The sequence below is a fragment of the Methanobrevibacter arboriphilus genome, from assembly GCF_019669925.1.
GTDB classification, from domain to species: Archaea; Methanobacteriota; Methanobacteria; order Methanobacteriales; family Methanobacteriaceae; genus Methanobinarius; species Methanobinarius arboriphilus_A.
Window position 1 is genome coordinate 1,144,823 of the sequence record NZ_AP019779.1, and the last position, 25,214, is coordinate 1,170,036.

Here is a 25,214-nt window from a genome sequence, read left to right on the forward strand (position 1 = left end):
TGTGATCTATTTAATATAATCATGAGTCTATTTAATATAAGTATGTAATTTTATAATACATATTCCATATTATACATTCCCCTTTCTTTTTTAAACAATTTAATACTTTTTTTATCAAATATTTCGAATCCTAAAGATTTATATAACTTTATTGCTCCTTTGTTATTAAATTCAGCATCTAAAACAACTCTTTTAAATCTTTTTTTTCTTGCTGCTTCAATAATAATATTTAATATCTCCGTTCCCATGCCTTTACCTCTTTGACTTTTATCAATAGCTATTTCAGCAAGATAAATATCATCTGGAAGAGTTTTAGCTAAAACAAAATAATCTAAAATATATATAAAAGAAAATCTTAGAGAATCCAATAAATTTAAATTTTTAAGTGTTACTAAAATATCTTTTAATAAGCTACCTTTTTTGCCTTTAACAAGAGATATTATTCCAATTATATCCTCTTCATCATCAAAATCATTTTCATCCAATATAATATAAAATTTATAATTATTATTCAAATTATTAGAATTAATATTTTTATTATTTTTATCTTTATTATCTAAATCTTTATTATTCACACTTTTATTATTATTATTATTATTATTATTTTTATCTTTATTATCTAGATATTTATTATTCACACTTTTATTGTTGATATTTTTATTGTTTTCTCTATCATTATATTTATTATTATAATTAGACTTATTATGATTATTTGTTTTTTTAATAGAGTTATTATTAGCATTATATTTTTGATCATTATTAATATTAGCAATATTTTTCTGATTATTGTGATGATTAAGATCGATAATATAATCTTCAGACTTCTTTTCATTATAATTGTTTTTTTCAGATAAGAGGAGAGTTTCAATAGCTAGAACTGCTCTTTCTTTAGATCTAAAAACTTTAAGATTTGTTCTATAATCAACGGAATAAATAAGTTCTGCAACTTTACGAGTATCATGTTTGTTAGGGTTAAATTCTTTAAAAATCAAGGCAATTCCTCTTAAAAATGATTAATAGACAACAATGCCATAGTATATATCAATGAAAAAAATAATTATTTTAAATTTTTAGCTATTGTAAGAGCAAAAACTCCCGCTCCAAAACCATTATCAATGTTAACAACTGCTAATCCAGGAGCACATGATTGTAACATAGCATACAAGGCAGCTTTACCTTTCCCACCAATTCCATAGCCAACAGAAGTTGGAACACCAATTATAGGAACATCAACTAAACCAGCTACAACAGAAGGAAGAGCCCCTTCCATACCAGCACATACAATTATTACACATACTCTCTCTTCAATCATTTTAGCAATCTGTGGAAAAAGTCTATGAATACCTGCCACTCCAACATCGTAAGAAGTTATAGCTTTACAACCTCCTTGTTCAACAATAACCTTAGCTTCTTCAGCAACAGGTATATCAGAAGTTCCAGCAGTTATTATACCTATTTTTTTAGAGTTTTCATTACTATCAAAGTCATTATCAGATTCATTGTTAATTTCATCCCCATTAGTCTCGTTATTAATAATTTTATTAGATATTATTAGTATTTTAGCCTTATAATTATATTCAAAATCAAATTTTTCATTTAAATAAGCTAAATTCACTTTCAATTTATCATATTTATCATTATCCAATCTAGTTATAATAATAGAATTATTGAAATCATTCTTCTTCTTGTTATCAAAATATCCTTTAATTATAGCTAATAAATCATTATAATCTTTCCCTTGAGCGAGAATTGCTTCTGGAAACCCTGTTCTTATTTTTCTATTATTATCAAATTTGGCTATTCCATCTAATTCTAATATAGTATTGGCTTTTAAAAGGTTTTCACAAGTTTCAATATCTATTTCCCCATTTAAAAGTTTTTCAAGGATTTTTCTCATAATATCACAACTAATTGTTGATAAAAAATGTAATGAAGATCGAATAAATGTTTGATGAATAATAAATATTTAATGAAAATTTAATAACAATTTAATAAAGATTTAGTAAACTTTTATTAAATATTTAATAAAATGATTAATAGTTTTATATGTTATTAACATTATATAATATTTTTAATAATATGAATAATAATACTGTATAATCCAAATAATAATACTGTAAATAATATAAGTGATATAAATAATAATACTGTAAATTATTATAAATATTATAAATTATAGATATTAATGTAATTATTATATTAAAATTATAAGCACAATCATATAAAATCTATCTTATTAAAAAATTATTATTAAAAGTATTATTGAATAATTTTCTTTAGTAAATACCCTATTTTATAAATATGTAATTTATTTAATGTATACTTTATTGAATATCCATTTATCATATTCATTTTTATTAAAAATATTATTATTTATCATGTCTTTATTATTATTGATTATGTCTTGTTTTATTGATTATTAGTTATTTATTAAAGTATCATGATTATTAGAGTATAATATAATTAAGAAGATAATTAATGTGATAATGATTAGTATAATTAATATAACTAAAATATAACTTAATATAATTTAATATAATTTAATATAATTTAATATAACATAATATTCACCAATTATAAGTAATTATATATTAAAAACTGGTTTTAATGGTGCAATAAATGAAAATTGCTAGAATATTAGTCCAAGGAATAGTGCAAGGAGTTGGATTCAGACCAACAGTGTATAGGATAGCTAATGCTCTTAATATGGTAGGATATGTTAGAAATCTTGGAAATGTTGTTGAAATAGTTTTATTTGAAAATGAAGATAATGTAAATAACTTCATAAAAACACTTAAAAATAAATGTCCTCCAATAGCTAAGATAAATTCAATTGAAATAAATTGGATAGATGAAAAAAGTGAAAAAGATAGAAAAGATGGAAAAGAGTTAGAGTATATTGAAGTTCCAGATGGATTTAATATACTTGAAAGTTCATCAGATTTTTCAGGTGCTTCTGTTATTCCTCCAGATTTAGCTGTTTGTGATAATTGTTTAGATGAAATGAATGATCCAAATAATAGAAGATATAAATATCCATTTACAGCATGTACAGATTGTGGACCTCGTTTTACTTTAATCGAAGCAGTACCATATGATAGAAGTAGAACAACAATGGATGAATTTCCTCTTTGTTATGAATGCAATACAGAATATGAAAACCCAAGTGACCGTAGATATCATGCGGAAGCTAGTTGTTGTAAAAATTGTGGACCTTCATTAAAACTATTTGATAAAGATAAAAAAGAACTAATACTTAATGAAAAAAATAACCCCTTAAAAGAAGGAGTTAGTTTATTAAATGAGGGAAAAATATTAGCAATTAAGGGAATAGGTGGAACACATCTAGTGGCTAAGGTGACTGAAGATAAACCAATCAAAAAACTTAGAAAAAGATTAAATAGACCTAACCAACCATTTGCAGTTATGTCTCCAAATTTAGAAACAATAACAAAGTTCGCTGAAGTATCAAAACTTGAAATAAGTTCTTTATTATCAAAAGAAAGACCAATAGTTGTACTAAAAAAGAATGATGAATATGATTTTTCGGAATTTTTAGCTCCAGAACTTCATAATATTGGAGTTATGCTTCCATATTCTCCATTACATCATCTTATTTTTGATTACACAGAAGAACCAGCATTCATTATGACATCTGCAAATATTCCAGGAGAACCTATGATGATAAAAAACAAGGAAATTCTTTCTAGTCTCTATGGAATAGCTGATTACTTTCTTTTACATGATAGGAAAATTATAAATCGTTGCGATGATTCTGTAATAAGATATAGAAATAACGAATTGTCATTTATAAGAAGATCAAGAGGTTATGTTCCTGAACCATATGATTTAAGTAATTTAAATAGTTTAAAAGGTTTAAAAAGTAATTTTAATGTTTTAGCTCTTGGACCAGAACTTGATGTTACATTTACACTTCAAAAACAAAGATTAGCTTATGTTTCTCAGCATATTGGAAATACAAACAAGTTCAAAACCTATGAATTTCTTCAAGAAGCTATAAAAAATATGATGAATATTACAAAAACAGAAAAATTGGATTTGATAGCATGCGATATGCATCCACAATTTTTTACAACACGTTTAGCTAGAGGAATGGGAGAAAAATTCGATTGCCCTGTTGTTCCAGTTCAACACCACCATGCTCATGGAGCAGTATTAGCTATTGACAATTCTATAGATGAATTAATTTTTATAGCTGCTGATGGTGTAGGATATGGTGAAGATGGAACTGCATGGGGAGGAGAAATACTTTACACAGATGTAACTAATTATGAGAGATTAGCTTCTCTTGAACCTCAAAAAATGCCAGGAGGAGATATTTCTACTAAATATCCTGCAAGAATGTTAGCTTCTATTTTATATAATAGTGATTATTATAAAGAGAGTAAAATAGATAGTGAACTTGAGAATATATTAATTTCTAACTATTCTGATTATTTCCAACACAGAGAAATTGAAATAAAAAATGTTTTAAATCAAATCAAATCAAATTTAAATGTCCAAATCACAACAAGTACTGGTAGAATTTTAGATTCCATTTCTGCAGCTTTAAATATTTGTGGTAAAAGAACTTATGAAGGAGAATGTTCTATGAAATTAGAATCATATGCATATGCTGCAAATGGAGATATAACCATCCAACCAAAATTTAAAAAGGTGGATAATAGACCTGTCCTTGATACTAGTCAAATACTTATAGATATAATGGATTTAATAAAAGAAAGAAAAAATAAAAAAGAGATAGCATATGCTGGACAAGTTGCTATTAGTAAAGGGTTAGCAAAATTAGCTGTAGATGCTGCAGAAAAAATTGGAATTGATTATATTGGTGCCACTGGAGGAGTTTTCTATAATGAAGCTATTACTTTAGCTACAAAACAATATATTGAAAAAGAAGGATTTAAATTCATTCAACATAGAAATTCTTGTGCAGGTGATGGTTCTATCTCACTTGGGCAGGCCATAATAGCATCTTCTAAAACTAAAAAATAAGTCTATTAAATATAGCCATAAATGGAATTAATAGAATAATAAGATAACATTAATTTAATAACATAATAAAAAGAGAATGCATTATAAAAAATAACATGAATTGATATGCGAAAATATATGAGTAGATATATGAATGAATTGAGAATATATGGATAATTTGAATATATATTTATTAGTTATAAACATATATGGATGGATTGAAAGATATAACTCATTCCATTTGAGTTCTTTCAAGAATATACTCTGCCCTATTCTTTAAGTTCTCATATAATCTTATTTGGCTTTTGAGCTCTTCAACAGCCTCCCAATGCCCTTGATCAATTCTTTTTTCAATATCTAATAACTTAGACCATTCATCCCCAGAAGGAAGTTGTTTAAGATTAAGGATATCCTCCGAAATATTAACATCAAAAGAATTCTCAGTTATAGTTATGTTAATGGTGAAATCATGAGGCATATCATAGTATTTACGAGGTCTACCTCTAACAATTTTTTTAAAAGAAGATTCAAGTATTCCAATTTCTTCCATAGCTCTTAAATGTTCAATAATTGCTTTTTGTCCAATTTCAAGCTCTTGTGATATTTCACTCACGAATCTTGGTTCTTCTCTTAACAAATTAATAATTTCTCTTCTAGTTCGACATCCCATGACATCAAGAATATCTTCCATATCCACATTATTAAATTGGTTACTATTATCAGTAATATTATAAGGATTAGGAGCATTAAAATTGTTTAAATCATTATCACTAATAAATTCTTTAGTATTAGTGCCAAAGTTGCCCTTATTATTTTTTTTATTATTAAAATTATCGCCTATCATAATCATCATATTAACTATGTATCGAAACATTTATATAACTTTTTGTTACTATAAGATAATGAGAAAGATAACTTTTTGTTACTTTAATAAATTTGATAGAAAAAAGTCCAAATATGAATTCAAAAATAATTGTTTTTATTATTAAAATAAAACTAACCTCAACCCAAAATTTTGATAATCAAAAACATTTAATTTTTTTCTAATTGCACAATTATTTAATTGTATAAATTAGAAATTTTAATAATTAATATCTATTTCAAACAATATAAATTCATTAATCAAATTTATTAATTATAACAAAACTCTTTCTTTCATTATTATTAAAAAAGGTGAATTGATGGCTAATGACAAAAAAATAGTAAGTCTTGAAGAGCAAATAAAAGAAATGAAAGAAAAAATGAAGCTTCAGGAAAAAGAATTTGATGATACTCAGAAAGAGTTAAAAATAAAGATAGATGAGTTAGCTAATATAGAAAAAGACCTTGAAGACAAAAATGAAGAAATAAGTGAATATATGTCTCATATTCAACGCCTTCAGGCTGATTTTGAAAATTTTAAAAAGCAAACTGAAAAACAAAAACAAGAAATCATTAAGTTTGCAAATGAAAATTTAATAATGAATATATTAGACAGCTATGAAGACCTTGAAAGAGCTCTTGAACAATCTAAAACTGAAAAAGAATTAAGAGAAGGAGTAGAATTAATATATTCCAAATTAAAATCAACTTTAGAAAAAGAAGGGCTTGAAGTAATAGTTGCAGAAGGCGAAAAATTCGATCCATTTAAACATGAAGCTTTAATGGCAGAAGCTAGTGAAGAACATGAGAATGGTGAAATCATTGATGAATTAATGAAAGGATACACTCTAAAAGATAAGGTAATTAAATATTCCAAAGTTAGAGTTTGTAAAAAATAAATTAGCCAAATAAATTTATTTACAAATCAAATAACTCTTATATAAATCAAAATAATTATTATATAAGTTAAAATAATTTTCATATAACTTAAAATAGTATTATAGTTAAAATAATCCTAATATGACTTAAAATAAGTCTTATATAACATAAAATGAGTCATATATAAAAAATAATTTTTATATAAATAAGTCTTATTTTATATAAATCTTATACACAATGATAATTTTCATATAAAAATATTTTAATATATACTCTATTTTAATAAAAATAAAACTTTAATGAAAAATAATAAAAATAAAAAGTAATACAAAAAATTATATAGGTGACATTCATGGCAGATAAAAAAGAAAAGATAATAGGAATCGATTTAGGAACAAGTAATTCAGCTGCAGCAGTTCTTGTAGGTGGAAAACCAACTGTAATACCAAGTGCAGAAGGAGCTAGTCAGTATGGTAAAGCATTTCCAAGTTATGTAGCTTTTACACCAGATGGACAGAGATTAGTTGGAGAACCAGCTAGGAGACAAGCTGTTACAAACCCAGAAAATACAATTAGTGCAATAAAACGTAGTATGGGAACTGACAGAAAAGTTAAAGTTCAAGGAAAAGAATATACTCCACAAGAAATATCTGCTTTTATTCTTCAAAAAATTAAAAAAGATGCAGAATCATTCCTTGGAGAAGAAGTAAAAAAAGCTGTTATTACTGTCCCAGCTTATTTTGATGATAATCAAAGAACAGCTACTAAGGATGCTGGTACCATAGCAGGTTTAGATGTTGTACGTCTTGTAAACGAGCCAACAGCAGCAAGTTTAGCTTATGGAATTGATAAACAAGAAGCAGATGAAATAGAAATTATGGTATTCGATTTTGGTGGAGGTACTCTTGATGTAACCATTATGGAATTTGGTGGAGGAGTATTTGAAGTTAAATCTACCAGCGGTGACACACAACTCGGTGGAACCGATATGGATAATACTATAATGAATTATTTAGCTGATGAATTTAAAAAAGAGACAGGTATAAGTCTTATGGATGATGATCAAGCAGTTCAAAGACTTAGAGAAGCAGCTGAAAAAGCAAAAATAGAACTTTCAACCACCTTAACCAGTGAAGTAAACTTACCGTTCATCACTATGGGAACTGATGGAAGTCCTAAAAATTTAATAAACAACCTTACTAGAGCAAAACTTGAAGAATTAGTTGATCCTATTGTTAAAAAATGTGGAAATCCTATGGAACAAGCATTAAAAGATGCTAAAATGACAAAAGGAGACATAGATAAAATAATTCTTGTTGGTGGACCTACTAGAATGCCAGTAGTCCAAAAATTCGTTGAAGGATATATTGGAAAAGATATTGAAAGAGGAATTGATCCTATGGAATGTGTAGCTATGGGTGCAGCTATTCAAGGAGGAGTATTAGCCGGAGAAATTAAAGATCTTGTACTTCTTGATGTTACTCCACTTTCATTAGGTATTGAAACAATGGGAGCAGTTGCAACTAAACTCATAGATCGTAACACAACAATACCTGCTAAAAAGAGCCAAATATTCTCAACAGCTGCAGATAATCAAACTTCTGTGGATATTCATGTGCTACAAGGTGAAAGACCAATGGCTTCTGATAATACTACTCTTGGAAGGTTCCAATTAGTAGGAATCCCTCCAGCACCAAGAGGAGTTCCTCAAATTGAAGTTACATTTGATATTGATGCAAACGGTATTATAAATGTATCTGCAAAAGATATGGGAACTGGTAAAGAGCAAGCTATTACAATTACTGCTTCAACTAAATTATCTGATGATGAAATCGATCAAAAGGTTAAAGAAGCTGAAGTGCATGCTGAAGAAGATAAAAAGAAACAAGAAGAGATTGAAGTTAGGAATAATGCAGACTCTATGATTTATACTGCAGAAAAAACCTTAGAAGATCTTAAAGATAAAGTATCTGATGATGAAAAATCTAAAATTGAAAATTTAGTTAAAGAACTTCGTGAATTAATAACTGGTGATGATATTGCAGCTATAAAAGATAAAACTGAAGAATTAACAAAAATTGTTCAGGAATTAGGTGCAAAAATCTATCAAGAAGCTCAAGCAGCACAACAAGCTCAACAAGGAGCAGCAGATCAAGGTGGAAATCAAGACCAAGATAATGAGTCTAACAATGATGACACTATTGATGCAGATTATGAAGTTAAAAAATAAATATATCTATAATAAAAATAAACTTATAATGTAATAGTAGATATATACTAAATTATACTAAATAATACATTATTAAACAATATATTACTAAATAATGGATATATACTAGTTAAAATATAATTAGAACTAATATAATCAAAACTATTATATATCCTAAATTTTATTTTTAATAATTGATTTATTTTTAATTATTTTTATATTTAAAAAAAATTATATTCATAAGTAAGCTTAATATTAATATATAAGATTAATATTAATAAATAGAGTTAATATTCAAAACAAAATTAACAAAATTGATAATTTTTATTTTATAAATGATTTTATATTTTAGGTGAATAAATGCCAGAAAAGCGTGACTATTATGATGTTCTCGGGGTAGAGAAGGGATCAGATAAAAAAGAAATAAAAAAAGCTTATCGTAAATTAGCTATGAAATACCATCCAGATGTTTCTGAAGATGAAGAAGCTACTGAGAAGTTTAAAGAGATAAGTGAAGCTTATGCTGTTTTATCTGACGAAGAAAAAAGAAAAACTTATGATCAGTTCGGTCATGCTGGTATGGATGGCTTCTCTAATGAAGACATATTCAGAAATGTTAATTTTGAAGATATATTCCAAGGATTTGGTGGTGGATTTGACATGGGAAATATCTTTGAAATGTTTGGATTTGGTGGTGGAAACAGAAGAGGAGGTCCTCAAAGAGGATCTGATATCTATGCAGAAATAGATATAACTCTAGAAGAAGCATCAAAAGATATAGAAAAAGATATTTCTATAATGCATGATGTAGAATGTCCAGTGTGTCATGGAAGCAAATCTGAGCCTGGAAGCAATCCTAAAGAATGTCAAACATGTGGTGGAACTGGTCAAGTGAAACAAGTGACTAATACAATATTAGGTCAAATGATGAATGTAAGACCTTGTCCCGAATGTAGAGGAGAAGGAAAAATCATAACAGACCCATGTAAGAACTGTAATGGAAAAGGAAAAGTAAGAGAAAATAATACAATTAGTATAAAAATTCCTGCTGGAGTGGAATCTGGTTCTCGTCTTCGTGTTCCTGGTGAAGGAAATGCTGGAGATTTTAATGGTGGATATGGAGACTTGATTGTTTTAATTAATGTTAAACCACACAAAAAATTTGAAAGAGAAGGGCCTAATCTTTATTATGAACAACAAATCAGTTTTGTTCAAGCTAGTCTTGGAGATTCAATAGATATTCCTACTATTGATGGTGAAGTAGAACTCAAAATACCTCCTGGAACTCAAAGTGGTACTGTATTCCGTTTAAGAGGTCAAGGTATGCCTATAATGAGGAGAAATTCCAAAGGAAATCTTTATGTTACAGCTAGTGTAGTTGTTCCTCAAAAATTAAATGAAAAACAAAAGGAATTACTTAAAGAATTCGCTGAAATAAGTGGTGAAGAGATAAAAACTTATGAAAAAGGATTCTTTGATAAAGTAAAAGAAGCTATTAACCACTAAAATTCCAATTTATCACTTTTTAATAAAATTTTTAATAAAAAATATTAAATATAATTTTTTAATTTTAATTTTTCCTTACTTTATATTTCCTTACTTTATATTTCTTTATTTTAATCTTACTTATTTTAATCTTATTTTTAATAATTTTTTCCTCTTAATGTATATATAATTAGCCATAGACCCAATATAGCACTGAAAATAAATCCTATAATTCCTAAAAACGGCAAACCAAATATCATAAAGCCTTTATCAGATAATATAACTAGTGAAGATCCAATAAGCAATGCTGATAAAATCATTGAAATTGAAATTCTATTAATCATTTTTTCTAAATTTTTATGCTCTAACTCAATAAGTAGCTTGCCTTCTTCTAACTTATAAAGTGTTTTAGATATATTTAATGGGAGTGTCTTTAATATATGCTCAATTTCAAAAATATTATCTTTAATAAACTTAACTAATCTAAATGGGCTTAATCTTCTAACCGTTATTTTACGAACATATGGTTCAAGTGTTGATATTGTATCAAAATTTGGATCTAATTCTATACCTGTTTCTTCTAACATTGAAATGCCTTTAGAGATTAAAACAAATTCTCTTGGCATAGTAACTTCATAATCCCTCATAACAGATATTAAATCCATCATTCCACCATGAACTCCCTTTAATTCTACTCCATAATATTTATTCATTAGATCCATTAAATCATAGCTTAAATTCTTCTTATTTACACGATTGTTTAATATTCCCATATAAGATAACTGATTAATCATTCCTTTAACATTCTTTTCAATAAAATATACGAATAATTCAGTTAAATTTTCACGAAACTCATTATCAAGAAATCCCATCATTCCAAAATCAATATAACAAACAATATTACCTTTCAAAATATAAATATTAGATGGATGTGGATCTGCATGGAAAAAACCATGATCTATAATCTGTTTAAAGTAAGATTTCATTCCTCTTTGGGCTATTAATTTTTTATCGTAAATTCCTTCTGACAATATAACATCAGAAATCTTTTCCCCATTAACATATTCCATAGTAAGTACCCGTTTAGTTGAAAATTCAGAATATGCTTTTGGAACATGAACTGTTTCATCATCATCAAATATCTTTTTAAAATGCTCCATATTATTTAATTCTTGATTATAATCAATTTCTTTTAAAATTGACCTTTCAAATTCCTTAATTATAATGGGAAAATTATAAGGCTTAGCTCTTGGAATATATTGGTCAATTCTTTTAGCTAAAAATTTCATTATAGCTAAGTCACTTTTTATTACATTTTCAATATCTGGTTTTTGAATTTTAACTGCAACATAAGGACCATTTTTCAATTTAGCTACATGAACTTGACCAATAGATGCAGCAGACAAAGGAGTTTCATAAAATATATCAAATATATCATCTATAGGACTATCTAATTCTTCTTCAACAATTTTTTTTATTTCTAAAAATTCTACAGTTGGATTATCAGACTGCATTTTAGAAAACTCAGATGCAATCGATTCTCCAACCAAATCAGGACGAGTACTTATCATCTGTCCTAATTTGATATATGCAGGACCTAATTCCTGTAATGTTTTTCTTAATCTTACGGGCAATGAATCATCAAGTTCCTCTAATGATTCATATTTATTAGAATGCCCAAAAAATGGAATCTTGTGTTTTAGACCTATTCTCTCAATTACAAAACCAAACTCATATTTGCTGAAAACTTTCAGAATCTCATTTAATCTTCTTAGATTTGTATTGTTTCCCCTTTTAATTATGTTCATAATTAAATAATAGATTTTAATACTATAAATAATTATATCAAAAATCATTAAATCATGAAAAAAATTGAATAAATAATAAATAATGAATAATAAGGAACAAATGAGAAATAGATATAAATTAAATATAAATTAAATAATGATTATATAAAAATTAAATAATAATTAATATAAATATATAAAAATTATATATTAATTTATAGAATAGGAGTAATATTTATATCAATATGAATATTCCCTATATTTGTGAATAAAATATATATAACTATAAATAAAATATAAAAATAGTATAATTAAATAATAGTATAGTTAATTATATATGTTGTCTAGTATATAGTATTACTAGTTAATCAATCATGCTTTTAATTTATCAGTGAAATGAAATTTTTTAAATATACAAAATAATCTTAATACTATTTTTTCTTTTTAATTTTTCTTTTTAATTATTGATTAGCTAATTTTAAAAATATTAAATAAGGGGGCGCAATTATTGAAAATTAATAAGGTAATAATAATTTTTTTACTTATAATAAGTTTATTTTCAGGTGTTGTTATAGCATCAGAAGTTTCAGCAGCTGAAAATAATATTTATGTTTCTCTTAGTGGAGATGATTCATCAGGGAATGGATCAAGTGATAATCCCTACAATTCAATAGGTAAGGCTATCAATCAATCAACAGATTCCGATAAAAACATTATTTATTTAGATGAAGGAATCTATAAAGGTGATAATAACACGAAAATTGAAATCAGTAAGTTTCATAAAAATCAAGAGGGAAGTATCTCTATTATAGGTAAGGGAGTTGACAAAACGTACATTGATGGAAGTTCAATTTCATATCTATTTAACATAAGTTCAAACTCTATTGTTTATTTACACAATTTAACAATTTTAAATTGTACAAACATAAATGGAGGGGCAATAGTTAATTATGGTACTTTAACAATAACAAATTGTAACTTTGAAAATAATACTGCAGCAGAAAGAGGAGGAGCAATCTGGAACAATGGAATGTTAAAACTTAAAAATAACACTATGAATAATTGTTTTGCTTCTACTGAGGGGCATTATATATACAATAATGGATCAATTGATACTGTAAAATTAACATTACTAAAAAATGAGACTATTAAAATTATAAAAGGAGATATAAGTTTATATGTTTTAGTTACTGATGATAAAGGAAATAATATTTCTGGAGGTAATTTCACATTTTTATTAGGTGATGAAAGATTTAATGCAATAGTAACTGAAGGCTTAGCAAAATATGATTTAAGCATAACTACTTTAGGCAAATATCTTCTGTCTGGTGAATATTATTCAAATTATACTAAAGGAAATTTAATTTCTATATATACTTCAGAAATTTTAGTAGTTAAAAACACTAGTATTAATATAAATTCTGTTAATGGTAAAAGAGGACTATTGTTTAATCTCATCGCTACTTTAAAAGATGAAGAGGGTAATCCAATTTCTGATAAAGTTGTTAAATTTTATGTGAACAATGTATATATTGGTAATAGCATTACCAATGTTAATGGAATAGCTAAATTTAGTTATATTTCATATTCATATGGTAAATTAATTGTAAAAACTGTGTTTGAAGGGGATAATAATCATATATCTTCTGAAAACAATAGGGGAGTTAATGTAGCAAATGCCAAAGTTATATGGAAAGTTAATAATAAGATGAGTAAAAGTACAATACAGTCCATAATCAACAAAGCTGCATCTAAAGACATTATACTTTTTGCAAAAGGAACTTATAAAGGATTAACATTATCAATATCTAAAACTTTAGATTTAAGAACTAATGGTACTGTTAATTTAAAAGGTATTAATAACAAAGGAATCGCTATAAAAGTTAATACCAATGCTATTGGAACAAGTATACGTGGATTTTCAATACAGAACTATCAAAACGGTATTTATAATAAAGCAAAGTCAGTTAATATAAATAGCAACAAGATTTATTCAAATGCAAAATATGGTATTTATAATATAGGTAAAGATACTTTAATAAGAGAAAACACAGTAAAATCTAATATTAAAGGAATATACTCTAGTGTCACATCAACAATAAAATATAATACCTTGAAAAATTGTAAATATGGACTTATACTCCCTAAAACTGCTAAAAGTGTTACTGTATATATAAATACTGTATATAAAAATTCAAAAATTGGAATTTGTATTCTAGGAAGTAAAAATAAGATCTTAAAAAATAAAATTTCATACCATAAGTACGGAATATATATTAAAGGGATTAAAAATACTATTTCAAAGAATATATTCACCAAAAATACAATGAGAATAGTTAAAAGGTGAAGTTATAGAATAATTAATAAAATTCTATTCAAAATATTCCAAAATTTTTAGAACTTTTAGAACTTTTAAAATCAAGTAAATAGCTAATATAGCTATTTGCTATCTTTTTTTAAATTATTTTTAATATTCTTTCTTTTTTTATTTTTTTAATATATATAAAAAAAGCTTATAAATCATCTATTAGATTAGATATGATATATTAAAAGATGTGTATATACTAAAGTATTAACTATGAAATCTATGGATACATTTATTATATTAAAAAAGTCTATGAAAATTTACATAATAACTGCCTAACTTAATATAATTATGAAGGTTTATTATAATTATTTATGTAGAAAAAAATAAAAGAAATATGGAATTCCCAAAAATGACTTCCAAGAATATTATAGATATACGAATATCTTTTAAATAAGCTTAATTTGTCTAAAAATAATTAAAAAAGTAAGAAAGTAAGAAAAAATGAAGGTGATAGCATGCTAAGAGTAACCCACCTTCTGTTTTATACAGTATTCATCTACGCGGACTACCTTGCCTACCACAGAGGATCAAAAGCAAACTTGTCCTTGCACCCTATAGAATGGCCGTTTCACCGATCCTTTTAATGTCAATCAAGATTAAACTATCATAGTCATTCATTAAAAGACGTGTCGTTTCTGCTCCAGAGTCATACCTCTCAGCATATGTCTTTCAACATTATAGTTCTGTGTGATGGATGGAGTTTCCTTAGTTAACTAATAACCAGTAACTGTCTTTAGCTTGCTATCACTAAAAAATTATATATTTTATTATTAATAAGTTTAATTAAAATTATTATATTTAACCTAAAAATATTATGAAATCTGCAAATTCTTGAAAAATTTGTGAAATTCCTAAAAACATAATATTTATTAAATAGTAAAAAATAAAAATTTAGAATAGCAGGGCCTAGATTTGAACTAGGGCTCTCGGGGTTATGAGCCCCGCGGGATCACCAGACTACCCCACCCTGCTAAATGAATGAAAATATATTTAAACAAATAGTTTACAAAAAACAAATTATTTTTAGAACAAAAATCTAAAATAATAAATTTGAATTTTAAAAAAATACTTTTAATAAAGTTTGAGATCTACTTAAAAATAGTCATCATCAAACTATATGTTTTTATAGTATATAAAGCTTTTTATAAAAATAAATAAAAAAAATAGAAACAAAAAGATATAAAAAAATAGGATAAAAATTATTTTATTATTTTTATTATTTACTCTTCTTCAAGTTTGCTTAACCTTTCATTGATAGAATCTAATCTTTCATTAGTATATTCCCTATATTCATTAAATCTCTTAGTTAATTCATCAACATTTCTAGAAACTGATTCGTATCTTTTTTCAAGAGCCTCAGTATCTTCTTTAGTAGCTAAAGACCAATCTTTAATTAATTCATCACTTTTTTCATCTAAAAATGAATCGATTTTCTTTGAAAATGAATCAGTACTAAAATTAGGCATATCAATGTCTTTAAATTTAACTTTTAATTTTTCTCCCATAGAAGTATTTGAATCCGAATTTGCATTTTGAGTCATATTTAAACCTCCAGTTGGAATTTGTTCTTCCTCATTATTTTGTTGAACATTGGAAGGGATATATTCTCTAACTTTACTCATAGCTTCTGTATTATTTTGTAAATAATAATATAATAAAACTATTATTGCTCCTGCAAGTATTAAAACAGCTAAAGCTTCTAAAGCATCCATAATAACACCCCATTAGAGTTTACCTTTTTTAAGGAGTTGTTTTTCCTTAATTTCAATTTCTTTAAGCATCTTTTCAAGCTTTTTTTGCTCTGTTTGAGCTTCTAATCTAGCTAACCTTTCATTAATTTCACTGTGTAAATATCCAACATCACCCATTATATCAGATGTAGATTTACGAATAGTAGAAAGATTCTCTTGTTGTTCTTTAGGTAACTGAATTGGATTCTCCATTAAACGCTTTGATTCCAAATCTTTCTCGACCATGCTTATTTTTTTAAGCTCAATCTCGGTTTCCATTATTCGAACATTATTTTGAGATTCTCTAACTCGTCTCCACTGCATAACTATTATTATAATAGCTATTAAAGCAATGATGGCGATAACAACAATGAATATCTGGTTAACTGATATTGTATTTACACCAGATAATACCACATTTGCCATAATTTTACCTCATTTTAAAATTTTAATTTAAAAATTTTAATATATATTATATATCTATATGAAAGACTATTATGATTAATATTTGTTAATAAAAGTATATAAAAATTTTGTAAGAATTTTAAAATAAAAAACTAAATATACTTCAGATTAGCAAAATATAATTACTACATTTAGTAAAATTATAAATATATTTTATATTTAATATATTATAATTCATATTGTAATATATTTAATATTGTTACAATTTAGTTTTATTAAAAATTAGTTTAAATAGTAATAGAACATCAAAATCAATAAATTTATTAGTATATAAAAAAATAAGATGAAAACATGATAGAATCATATGAAAAAGCTGGGAAAATCGTTTCACAAGTCAGAAAAGATGCAATTAAAATTATAAAAGATGATTTACCAATATTAGACTTAGTAGAATTTGTAGAAAATGAAATTGAAAAAGCAGGAGCAGGAATAGCATTCCCCTGTAATGTTTCTGTAAATGAAATGACAGCTCATTATACCTCTCCATTTAATGATAAAACAAAAATATCTACTGGAGATTTAGTAAAATTAGATTTAGGAGCGCATATTGATGGTTATATAGCTGATTCTGCAATAACAGTAATGGTTCCTGGGAAAGATTTAGAAGAAAAGTATGATGATGATATTATAAATAAAAATAAAGAAATGATTGAAAGTTCAGATGCTGGGCTTGAAGCAGCCATTAATACAGTGAAACCAGGTGTTGAAATTGGTAAAATAGGCAAAGCTGTTCAAGAAGCTATAAATAGTTATGGATTTAATCCAGTATCTAATTTAACAGGACATAGTTTAGAACAATGGAATTTACACTCTGGTTTATCAATCCCTAGTGTTGATGATAAAAGCATCACAAAATTAAAAGAAGGAGATGTAATAGCTATAGAACCATTTGCAACAGATGGAGTTGGCTGGGTAACTGATACTCCAAATACATACATATTTAGATATTTAAAGGATAAACCTTTCAGGATGGCACATACTACAAAAGTTCTAAGTGAAATAAAAACAAACTACAATACACTACCCTTTTCTATCAGATGGCTAACAGAAAAATTCAATCCAAATCGATTAAATAGTTCTATGAGGCAACTTTCACAAGCAATGGCAATATATCCCTATCCTGCATTAAAAGAAAAAACTAATTGTTGGGTTTCTCAAAGTGAACATACTGTTATTGTTGAAGGAGACAGTTGTACTATAACAACCAAATAATCAATCTATGTAAATTTACATAAAAATTCAGCTAATATCTTTTTTATTTTTAATATAATTTTTATATTTTTAAGATAGGTATTATTATTTTTAAGATGTATAAAGTTAAAAATAACATTTTTGATCTAATAATTAAAAATTTTTAGTTATTAAGAAATCAAAAATTTCTTAATTTTATAAAAATAAAAAATTTTTATAATTATTAAAATTATTTAAATAATAATATTTAGATCAATAAAGCTTTTATTTTAGATAATAAGACTGTTTTTAATAGTAAGATTATTATAATTATTATATTATTTTTATTGTATTATTAATTAATAATAATTTTAATATAATAATTTTAATAATAATTTTGTTAATAACAATTATCTCAAAAATATTATGATATGTAATAATATTATAATATATAAAAGTATTAATGATATTTAAAAATAGTATAATATGCAAAAATATTATGATATACAAATAGCATTATATGTAACAGTATTATGATGTATTAAACTGTTATGATATTTAAAAATAGTATAATTTATTATATTATTAAAAGGATTATATATTGAAAAATTTAAAAATAAAAATAAAAAATGAAAATAGAATTAGAATGGAACAGGGAGTCCCAATTCTCTTCTACTATCACTTTCTTTCTTAGCATTGTCTTTTTTACCTTTTGATAGTTTTTCAAGTAATGGTAAACCTGGTTTTACATCATCCATGGATTTAATTTCGATAATACCAGCTTCAACAGCCTGATCGAAAATGGATATACCAGCTTCAGTTCTTTTAAGAACAGTAGACCAACCATCTGGAGAACCAACAGAACCTGTAGATACATCTGCTAACTCAGCAGTGTAATCAGGACATATATTACATCCTGCTTGTTCATATCCATGAGTTTCTTTTAATGGAAGACCAATATCTTCGCCTAAAGCATTAATCCAGAATTTACCTTTTCCAATATCCATTTTTTCAGTTACTTCAGGTGAAGATTTCATCTTTTCACTGATGAAAGTTTCAAGTGAAGCAAATGGGAAATTTTCCATACAGAAAATACCAACAATTAAAGATAATTTATCAGCTAAGAATCTTGTTCCAAATGGATAAGATTGTGTTTTTCTAATACCTTGTAATTGACACGGAATTGCAACAGTACCGACTTTTTCAAGCCCATATTGTCTAACAGCTTTTTTCAATGCCCATACATTAGGGGAAAAAGTGTATTTTGTTCCTGCTGCAGAAAGAATTTCATCAGAAGTCATAGCAACTAATGGTTCTGGTTTCCATAACTCTTCACTAGGTCCTGCTACTACAGCTCCTTCAATAATACCTTCATCTAATGCATAAGATAATAATGCAGTTACTATTCCACCATCTTGTGAGACTTTTTGGATTTGTTTATCAGTAGCTCTTGCAGATACAGCTTCTTTATAAGTACCTAATACCATTTTTAAACCCTCCTATAGTCCTAAATCCTTATTGATCTGTTCTGCAGGGAACCAGCTTCTTGGACAGTGAGTGTAACATATACCACATTTAATACATCTGTCTATATTGACTTCTGGTCTACCTTCTCTCATATCAATAGCTCTTGTTTGACAAGCCATTGCACAAGTTCCACATCCAGTACAAAGGGACTTATTAACAATATTTTTTTGTAAGTCACAACCACAGTTATATGTACAACCTGCAATATCTAACATAGGTTGTAAATAATCCATGTCTCCATTAATAAGCGCAACTACAGTTTTAGCTACAATCTCTGGAGAAACAGGACAACCTGGAATTGCACAATCAACTTGTACTATATCTCCAATTGGTAAAAATGCTTCATGTTTTGGCTGTGCTTGTTGTCCACCACGAGAGAATCGTGTGAAACATCCATTCATAGCACAAGACCCAAAAGCACATACTAATTTAGATTTTTCTCTTAATTTTTTAAGTTCATGCATACTATGTTCATCTTGTAAACAGACAGACCCTTCTACTAATGCTAAGTCCATTTCTGGCATGTCATCAATCATTTGTGGATTATTTTGGTTATTACCATCTTCATACCACACATCTACTAAGGTTTGTCCATATACAATATCTACCATATCAGTAAGTAGGTCGGCGAGTATGTCATAATTTTCTGTTAATGCCATACCATCACCAGAACACCCACTCAAATGAATATATCCTATTCTTGGTTTATCAGCCACTTTTTCAACCTCCTGTTGTGAAGATTCATCATCTTTTGGCTTAATTGGCTTAGCTTGTTTTTCTGGCTTACCTCCAAGTCCTAAAAATCTTTTAATTCTTGCAAGCATTTGCTAAACCCCTATTTCTTTTAAAATCATCTCAATGGCTTCAGGGATTGCATTTTTAACAGGCTCTGATAAGCCCATTTCCACATTTGGTGCAGAAATTTCCTTAGGTTTACACCCTACAATAACTACTTCAATGTCTTTAGCTAAGTCATGAAGAGGTTCTTCAACTGGCCAAGAATGAACATTTTCATATGCTCCTCTTGGCATATCATAGGGACTAAAAATTTTTAGAGTTCCTGGTTCTGCATCAAACTCCACAACATCAATTACTATTAACTTTTTCCAACTTTCATGTGGCAAAGTAAATATAAAGTGTGTTGCACCAGTTCCTGCATCAATAAACATGGTGTCATTTGGCATTTCTTTATCTTTAAAATAGTCTTCTAAAGCATTAATAACTTCTGGACCGAAACCATCATCCTTAAAGAGTATGTTTCCGCATCCAACAACTAATATTTCTGCATCATATGGCATGTTTTTCCCTTCAATAATCCATTAATAATAACGATTGTATTGTAAAATTAAATAATTAACTTTACTAAAATCATATATTAATTAGATTTTTACCATTTCGTTTTTAACGACACTCTTGTCTTCATCATCAACTACCATTACATGAGTAGCACAGGATAAACAAGGGTCATAAGCTCGTATAACATGAGGTCCCCATTCATGATGGAATCCTTCAGTAGCAGGACCCATAGTTGGAATATTCCAAGTAGTAGGTACTAATGCACTATAGAATTGAGTTTTACCATCGGCAACTTGTGCCATGTGAACATCTAAACCTCTTGGTCCTTCAATTGCTCCAATACCAAGCTTATTTGTTCCTCTAGGATCAAAGTCAGCTAAAGTATTTGCTGAAGTATCTAATTCATCTAAGATGGCAATTGCTCTAGAAAGATGGGATTTCATTTCAACAGCTCTAGCAACATGCTGAGCTACAACTCCTCTTTCATTAAAGCCTCCAAACTTAACAGCTCTTGCTCTTGGACCAGTTTCTACGTTAACACCATCATATAAAGGAATGGTTGAACAAGCTCTTTTAGCTATTTCAGGGTCATCATACCAACTTTCAGGCATTATCTCAGTAAATCTATCTAAGTCAAAGTATTCTCTTTTACCATAGATCTTATCACTTGCAAAAACAGGTTGATTATGTACACCTAATCCTGCAGGGAATTCTTTATCAGCAACTAAACCAGTGATTAACTCTACATGAGCATCAACGACAGGTACTAGTGCTTTTAATCTTGAATATAATTTTTTCCTAGCTAATTCAGTAATATTACTAGCCATACCACCAATTCTAATATCAGATGGGTGGATACCTTCACCAGCAACCATATCTACAACATATTGTGCATTTTTTCTTATTGTAGAAACACTGTTAACAGCATCAGCAAATAAGTTTTCTGGCACAACGTCGGTAGCTATTAAAAAGTGATGTATAGCATGACTGTTGACTGTATGTGCAGCTAAGGTTAATTCTCTCAACAATTGACCGGCCTTTGGGACTTCAATATTTAATGAGTCATCCATTGCCTCTACGGAAGCTAAAGTATGAGGTATTGGGCAGACACCACAAATCCTCTGACACATAACTGGTGCAGTCTCAGGTGCTTTACCAGCTACGAGTTTCTCTAAGCCTCTAACAGGAGTGATACTAAAGTATCTTCCTTTGGTAACTATCCCTTCATCATCGACTTCCATGACAAGCTCAGCATGCCCTTCCTGACGAGATGTAGGAGATATAACTATTTTTTCGCTCAAATGTGTCACCTCTTTATTTATAAAAAATTAGAAACTAACAAATATATTTTACATAACTCTTTATTAATAAAGTTTCCATTTGAAAAAAAAGGAAACATTTATATATTATAAAGTGAAGTTTAGGCTTGGTTAAAAAACAGTTTTTTAATAAAAATTTTAAGCTAAGTATTAATCAAAGAATAAAAATCAAATAGTTACTTAAAAGAAAAAATAAGAAAAAATAACTAAAAAACAAGCAAATGAATGAAATTTAGGCAAAACAAAAAATTTATTAAAAATTAATTAATAATCAATTAAAAACTATAAATTAAAATATAAATATAAAATTCAAATCAAAAGATTATAAATCAATAGTATAATATAAAATTATCAAAATTTAAACTAGATACAATTAAGAATTTTATAATTTTAAATTATATAATCTTATATATTATAATTTAAACTAGCAATACTTAATAATATTATAATTTAAACTATATAATTAAAAATATTATTTATAATTAAAATATCCAAGTTTATATCAAATAATAAGTTATCTACTAAATAATAATTATCTAAAAATTATCTAAAATAAAGTTAAAACTCCATAGAATAAACTTTAAACAATAAAACAATGATAAAAAAGAAATAAAACACTATTAAAAAAGAAAAAATAATTATTTAAGTAATAAAATAGAACAACAGAAAGATATATTAAGTAATTAGAATATATAATATCATGTATAATTATGTTAAGTTATATTAAATAAGAATAAAAAAAATAAAAAATAAACAAAAAAAGAAGATCTTATTAAATAACTTGTAAAAAGCATAATAATACCAAACCTAAGAGGTAATTAAATGAAAAGTTCAAACATAATTATTTCAGTTATAATAGTTTTATGTATAGCTGCTGGAGTAACAGCTTATAGTGTAACCAATCCAGATAATAGCATATTTAGTCTTCCAGGTTATACTCCAGATAGTAGTTCTAGTGATGCTGGTTCTTCTGGAGTTGGAGATGTAAATGGAACAAATAATAATAACAATAATGGAGCTAGTAACAGTGGTGGCTCAAGTGGATCATCATCAAATAGTGGAGGATCTACAAATGGAAATTCTGGAAGTGGTGGCGATTCGTCCCAGGGAGGTATGACTGCATCCCAAGCTAAACAAATAGCTCAAGGTGTAATTCAAGAGCCAGGAGCATATGCAGGAGATGCACAATGGGATAGTTCTATACAAATGTGGGTTGTTAAAGTCTATGATAAAAATGGTAATGTAGTAGACGGTATTGGCGTAGAACCAAACGGACACACAAATAGAGTATAACTAAAAATATTCATAATCATGAGAGGCGGAAATATATGATAAATGAAGAAGAAGCACAATTAATTGCTTCAAAATATATTGAAGAAAAAGAAGCAATAGCTGGAACACCAAGATTAAAAGAAATGGACAATAATTTAGTTTATATTGTTCCTATACTTATAAATGAAGTCATCGTTGGAGAAATCCATATAAATAGTGAAACTGGCGAAAATCTTGGTGGAGCTGGTTGCTAATTAAAATTTAAGAATAGGGTTGAATCAAATGATAGTGGAAACTAAAACTGATTGTTGTAAAATAGTTTCAGAAGATATAGAAGATGCAATTGTACTTGAAGGTTCCCCAAACGCAGGGCTTATTGGGAACATAATAGGTTGGTTATTAGTAGATAACCTAAAAATGAGAGAAATTGGTTATATTGAATCAAAACATTTTCCTCCATTGGCAGTATTATACAAAGGTATAGCATTACATCCTTTTAGAATATATGAAGGAGAAGGATTAGTACTATTTTTATCAGATTTTATAGTTCCACAAGAAGTTGTTTTTGATATGACAAATGTGATAGTTGACTGGATGGATAAAAATAACAGCAAAGAATTATTAACATTTAATAGTGCACTTGTTAGAGAAAAAATGAATCCCGCAGGTGCGGTTGCTAACTCAACAGAAGCACTAGATAAACTAAAAGAAAAAGATCTTCCAATAATGCAAATGGGAAATATAAATGGAATTTCAGGAACTTTATTGACCCAATCTGCACAAAAAAATATCCCTGCTACATGTATCCTTGCAGAAACTCTAACACAATATCCTGATCCACGAGCTGCTGCTGAAGCAGTTCAAGGACTTAATAAACTACTTGATATGGATATCGATTATGAGCCACTTATAAAAGAAGCTCAAGATATTGAATCAAGACTTCAAAAACTAGCTGAAGAAGTTACAAAAGATCCTCAACCACCTATTTATATGTAAATAGCTATTTTTGCTATTTACAACTATTTTTTTATAATTTTTATAATATATATTAATGTTAATTTTAATGTTAAGTTTAAATATTAAAAAGTTCAAAATATATTTTTCAACTATTTCTACAGAAAAAAATTAGCTCTAAAAATAAATATTAAAAAGAAATATATTTATATAAGAGTTATGTTTATATAGTAAAAAGTACAATAATTTATTATTCTGTAAATCATAAGTATATCTAACAATAATATGATACAACAGAAAAAAAACATTAATTAAAACCTATTTATTCAATAAATAAAATAAATAAGGTTAAAAAGAAGAAAAAAACTTCAGTGAATAAAAAAATAAAACATATACATATTCATATGGACCGGTGGCCCAGTCTGGATAAGGCGACGGACTTCTAATCCGTAGATCGAGGGTTCAAATCCCTCCCGGCCCGTACCTATCTTTTCATTTTAAAAAAAAATAAAATTATTAAAACTTTAAAAAAGTTCATTTTTTTTCAAAAAATACTATTTTTCATAAAAATCTATTTTAAGGGCTTGTGGCCTAGTTTGGAAAGGCGCATGACTCCTAATCTTGCGATCGAGGGTTCAAATCCCTCCAAGTCCGTATGCTAAATTTAACATAAAGAGATATAGATTAAACACTAAATAAAATACTAATTTTTAGAATACCCCAACTATTCTTATAGAAACTATTAATTAAACTACTATATTTCAAGAATCTATTAGTTTAAAATGATGGAAATATAAGAATAAGTTATTAAAAAGAAGAATATTAAAAAGTAGACATTTTAATAGTAAATAAAATTAATTTTAAGATTGAGAGTTTAAATCATTTCCAAGTTCGTTTGTT

The 25,214-nt window shown here is 27.0% G+C and carries 19 protein-coding genes, 3 tRNA genes and 1 other RNA gene; 11 read left to right on the forward strand and 12 right to left on the reverse strand.

The genetic code is table 11. The annotated features are described in order from the left end of the window. Window positions 1-50: 50 nt before the first annotated feature. Together MarbSA_RS05105 and larB are read right to left on the reverse strand one after the other, a co-directional pair. Window positions 51-992: a GNAT family N-acetyltransferase gene (locus tag MarbSA_RS05105; RefSeq protein ID WP_221062001.1), complete on the reverse strand. Its 942-nt coding sequence runs from the start codon at window positions 990-992 to the stop codon at window positions 51-53. A 65-nt stretch (window positions 993-1,057) separates the two neighbouring features. Next, entirely contained in the window at window positions 1,058-1,897 is an 840-nt protein-coding gene (gene larB / locus MarbSA_RS05110) for a nickel pincer cofactor biosynthesis protein LarB (RefSeq protein ID WP_221062002.1), read from the reverse strand. Between the two features lie 722 nt (window positions 1,898-2,619). Between larB and hypF the strand changes: the two genes are divergently transcribed. Further along, entirely contained in the window at window positions 2,620-5,013 is a 2,394-nt protein-coding gene (gene hypF, locus MarbSA_RS05115) for a carbamoyltransferase HypF (protein ID WP_221062003.1), read from the forward strand. A gap of 211 nt (window positions 5,014-5,224) precedes the next feature. On the opposite strand, the gene MarbSA_RS05120 is transcribed toward hypF, so the two are convergent. Further along, the gene (locus MarbSA_RS05120; protein WP_042704437.1) at window positions 5,225-5,683 is read right to left on the reverse strand and encodes an ArsR/SmtB family transcription factor; all 459 of its coding nucleotides are present in this window, start codon (window positions 5,681-5,683) and stop codon (window positions 5,225-5,227) included. A gap of 490 nt (window positions 5,684-6,173) precedes the next feature. Here MarbSA_RS05120 and MarbSA_RS05125 point away from each other — a divergent pair, with 490 nt between their 5' ends. The 3 genes from MarbSA_RS05125 (at window position 6,174) to dnaJ (ending at window position 10,447) form a co-directional block, all read left to right on the forward strand. After that, window positions 6,174-6,752 (forward strand): nucleotide exchange factor GrpE, encoded by a 579-nt coding sequence (locus MarbSA_RS05125; RefSeq protein WP_054835184.1) that lies wholly within the window; start codon window positions 6,174-6,176, stop codon window positions 6,750-6,752. A gap of 332 nt (window positions 6,753-7,084) precedes the next feature. Further along, on the forward strand, window positions 7,085-8,962 hold the full coding sequence (gene dnaK / locus MarbSA_RS05130) for a molecular chaperone DnaK (RefSeq protein WP_054835183.1): 1,878 nt from the start codon (window positions 7,085-7,087) through the stop codon (window positions 8,960-8,962). Window positions 8,963-9,301: 339 nt separating this feature from the next. Then, window positions 9,302-10,447, forward strand: a complete 1,146-nt coding sequence (gene dnaJ, locus MarbSA_RS05135; RefSeq protein ID WP_221062005.1) for a molecular chaperone DnaJ — start codon at window positions 9,302-9,304, stop codon at window positions 10,445-10,447. 137 nt (window positions 10,448-10,584) lie between these two features. Here dnaJ and MarbSA_RS05140 read toward each other — a convergent pair whose 3' ends face one another. Continuing rightward, complete coding sequence (locus tag MarbSA_RS05140; protein ID WP_221062006.1) at window positions 10,585-12,234, reverse strand: ABC1 kinase family protein; 1,650 nt, start codon at window positions 12,232-12,234, stop codon at window positions 10,585-10,587. Window positions 12,235-12,721: 487 nt separating this feature from the next. Here MarbSA_RS05140 and MarbSA_RS05145 point away from each other — a divergent pair, with 487 nt between their 5' ends. After that, the gene (locus MarbSA_RS05145; protein WP_221062007.1) at window positions 12,722-14,560 is read left to right on the forward strand and encodes a NosD domain-containing protein; all 1,839 of its coding nucleotides are present in this window, start codon (window positions 12,722-12,724) and stop codon (window positions 14,558-14,560) included. Between the two features lie 474 nt (window positions 14,561-15,034). Here the strand turns inward: MarbSA_RS05145 and rnpB are convergent. The 4 genes from rnpB to MarbSA_RS05165 form a co-directional block, all read right to left on the reverse strand. After that, an RNA gene (gene rnpB, locus MarbSA_RS05150) (RNase P RNA component) lies at window positions 15,035-15,323 on the reverse strand. Window positions 15,324-15,478: 155 nt separating this feature from the next. Further along, window positions 15,479-15,553: transfer RNA gene (locus tag MarbSA_RS05155), tRNA-Met, on the reverse strand. Between the two features lie 248 nt (window positions 15,554-15,801). Beyond that, a complete protein-coding gene (locus MarbSA_RS05160; RefSeq protein ID WP_042702358.1) occupies window positions 15,802-16,293 on the reverse strand; it encodes a hypothetical protein in 492 nt (163 codons plus the stop codon). Window positions 16,294-16,305: 12 nt separating this feature from the next. After that, window positions 16,306-16,737 (reverse strand): hypothetical protein, encoded by a 432-nt coding sequence (locus MarbSA_RS05165; protein WP_054835462.1) that lies wholly within the window; start codon window positions 16,735-16,737, stop codon window positions 16,306-16,308. A 330-nt stretch (window positions 16,738-17,067) separates the two neighbouring features. On the opposite strand from MarbSA_RS05165, the gene map reads away from it, so the two are divergent. Then, on the forward strand, window positions 17,068-17,988 hold the full coding sequence (gene map, locus MarbSA_RS05170) for a type II methionyl aminopeptidase (protein ID WP_054835897.1): 921 nt from the start codon (window positions 17,068-17,070) through the stop codon (window positions 17,986-17,988). A gap of 599 nt (window positions 17,989-18,587) precedes the next feature. Here the strand turns inward: map and frhB are convergent. From frhB to frhA, 4 genes are all read right to left on the reverse strand, one after another. Continuing rightward, window positions 18,588-19,433, reverse strand: a complete 846-nt coding sequence (frhB, locus tag MarbSA_RS05175; protein ID WP_042702364.1) for a coenzyme F420 hydrogenase subunit beta — start codon at window positions 19,431-19,433, stop codon at window positions 18,588-18,590. A gap of 12 nt (window positions 19,434-19,445) precedes the next feature. Continuing rightward, window positions 19,446-20,297, reverse strand: a complete 852-nt coding sequence (gene frhG, locus MarbSA_RS05180) for a coenzyme F420 hydrogenase subunit gamma (RefSeq protein ID WP_042702366.1) — start codon at window positions 20,295-20,297, stop codon at window positions 19,446-19,448. A 3-nt stretch (window positions 20,298-20,300) separates the two neighbouring features. Continuing rightward, window positions 20,301-20,771, reverse strand: a complete 471-nt coding sequence (frhD, locus tag MarbSA_RS05185) for a coenzyme F420-reducing hydrogenase, FrhD protein (RefSeq protein ID WP_042702369.1) — start codon at window positions 20,769-20,771, stop codon at window positions 20,301-20,303. An 81-nt stretch (window positions 20,772-20,852) separates the two neighbouring features. Then, window positions 20,853-22,070: a coenzyme F420 hydrogenase subunit alpha gene (gene frhA / locus MarbSA_RS05190; protein WP_054835494.1), complete on the reverse strand. Its 1,218-nt coding sequence runs from the start codon at window positions 22,068-22,070 to the stop codon at window positions 20,853-20,855. An 840-nt stretch (window positions 22,071-22,910) separates the two neighbouring features. Here frhA and MarbSA_RS05195 point away from each other — a divergent pair. The 5 genes from MarbSA_RS05195 to MarbSA_RS05215 all read left to right on the forward strand — a co-directional run bounded on the left by MarbSA_RS05195 (window position 22,911) and on the right by MarbSA_RS05215 (window position 24,968). Beyond that, window positions 22,911-23,381, forward strand: coding sequence for an endoglucanase (locus tag MarbSA_RS05195; RefSeq protein ID WP_221062008.1), 471 nt, complete (start codon window positions 22,911-22,913; stop codon window positions 23,379-23,381). Between the two features lie 35 nt (window positions 23,382-23,416). After that, window positions 23,417-23,614, forward strand: a complete 198-nt coding sequence (locus MarbSA_RS05200) for a hypothetical protein (RefSeq protein ID WP_054834642.1) — start codon at window positions 23,417-23,419, stop codon at window positions 23,612-23,614. Between the two features lie 28 nt (window positions 23,615-23,642). Continuing rightward, on the forward strand, window positions 23,643-24,356 hold the full coding sequence (locus MarbSA_RS05205) for a proteasome assembly chaperone family protein (RefSeq protein WP_221062009.1): 714 nt from the start codon (window positions 23,643-23,645) through the stop codon (window positions 24,354-24,356). A 364-nt stretch (window positions 24,357-24,720) separates the two neighbouring features. Beyond that, window positions 24,721-24,795: transfer RNA gene (locus MarbSA_RS05210), tRNA-Arg, on the forward strand. Window positions 24,796-24,894: 99 nt separating this feature from the next. Then, a tRNA-Arg gene (locus MarbSA_RS05215) sits at window positions 24,895-24,968 on the forward strand. Window positions 24,969-25,214 lie beyond the last annotated feature (246 nt).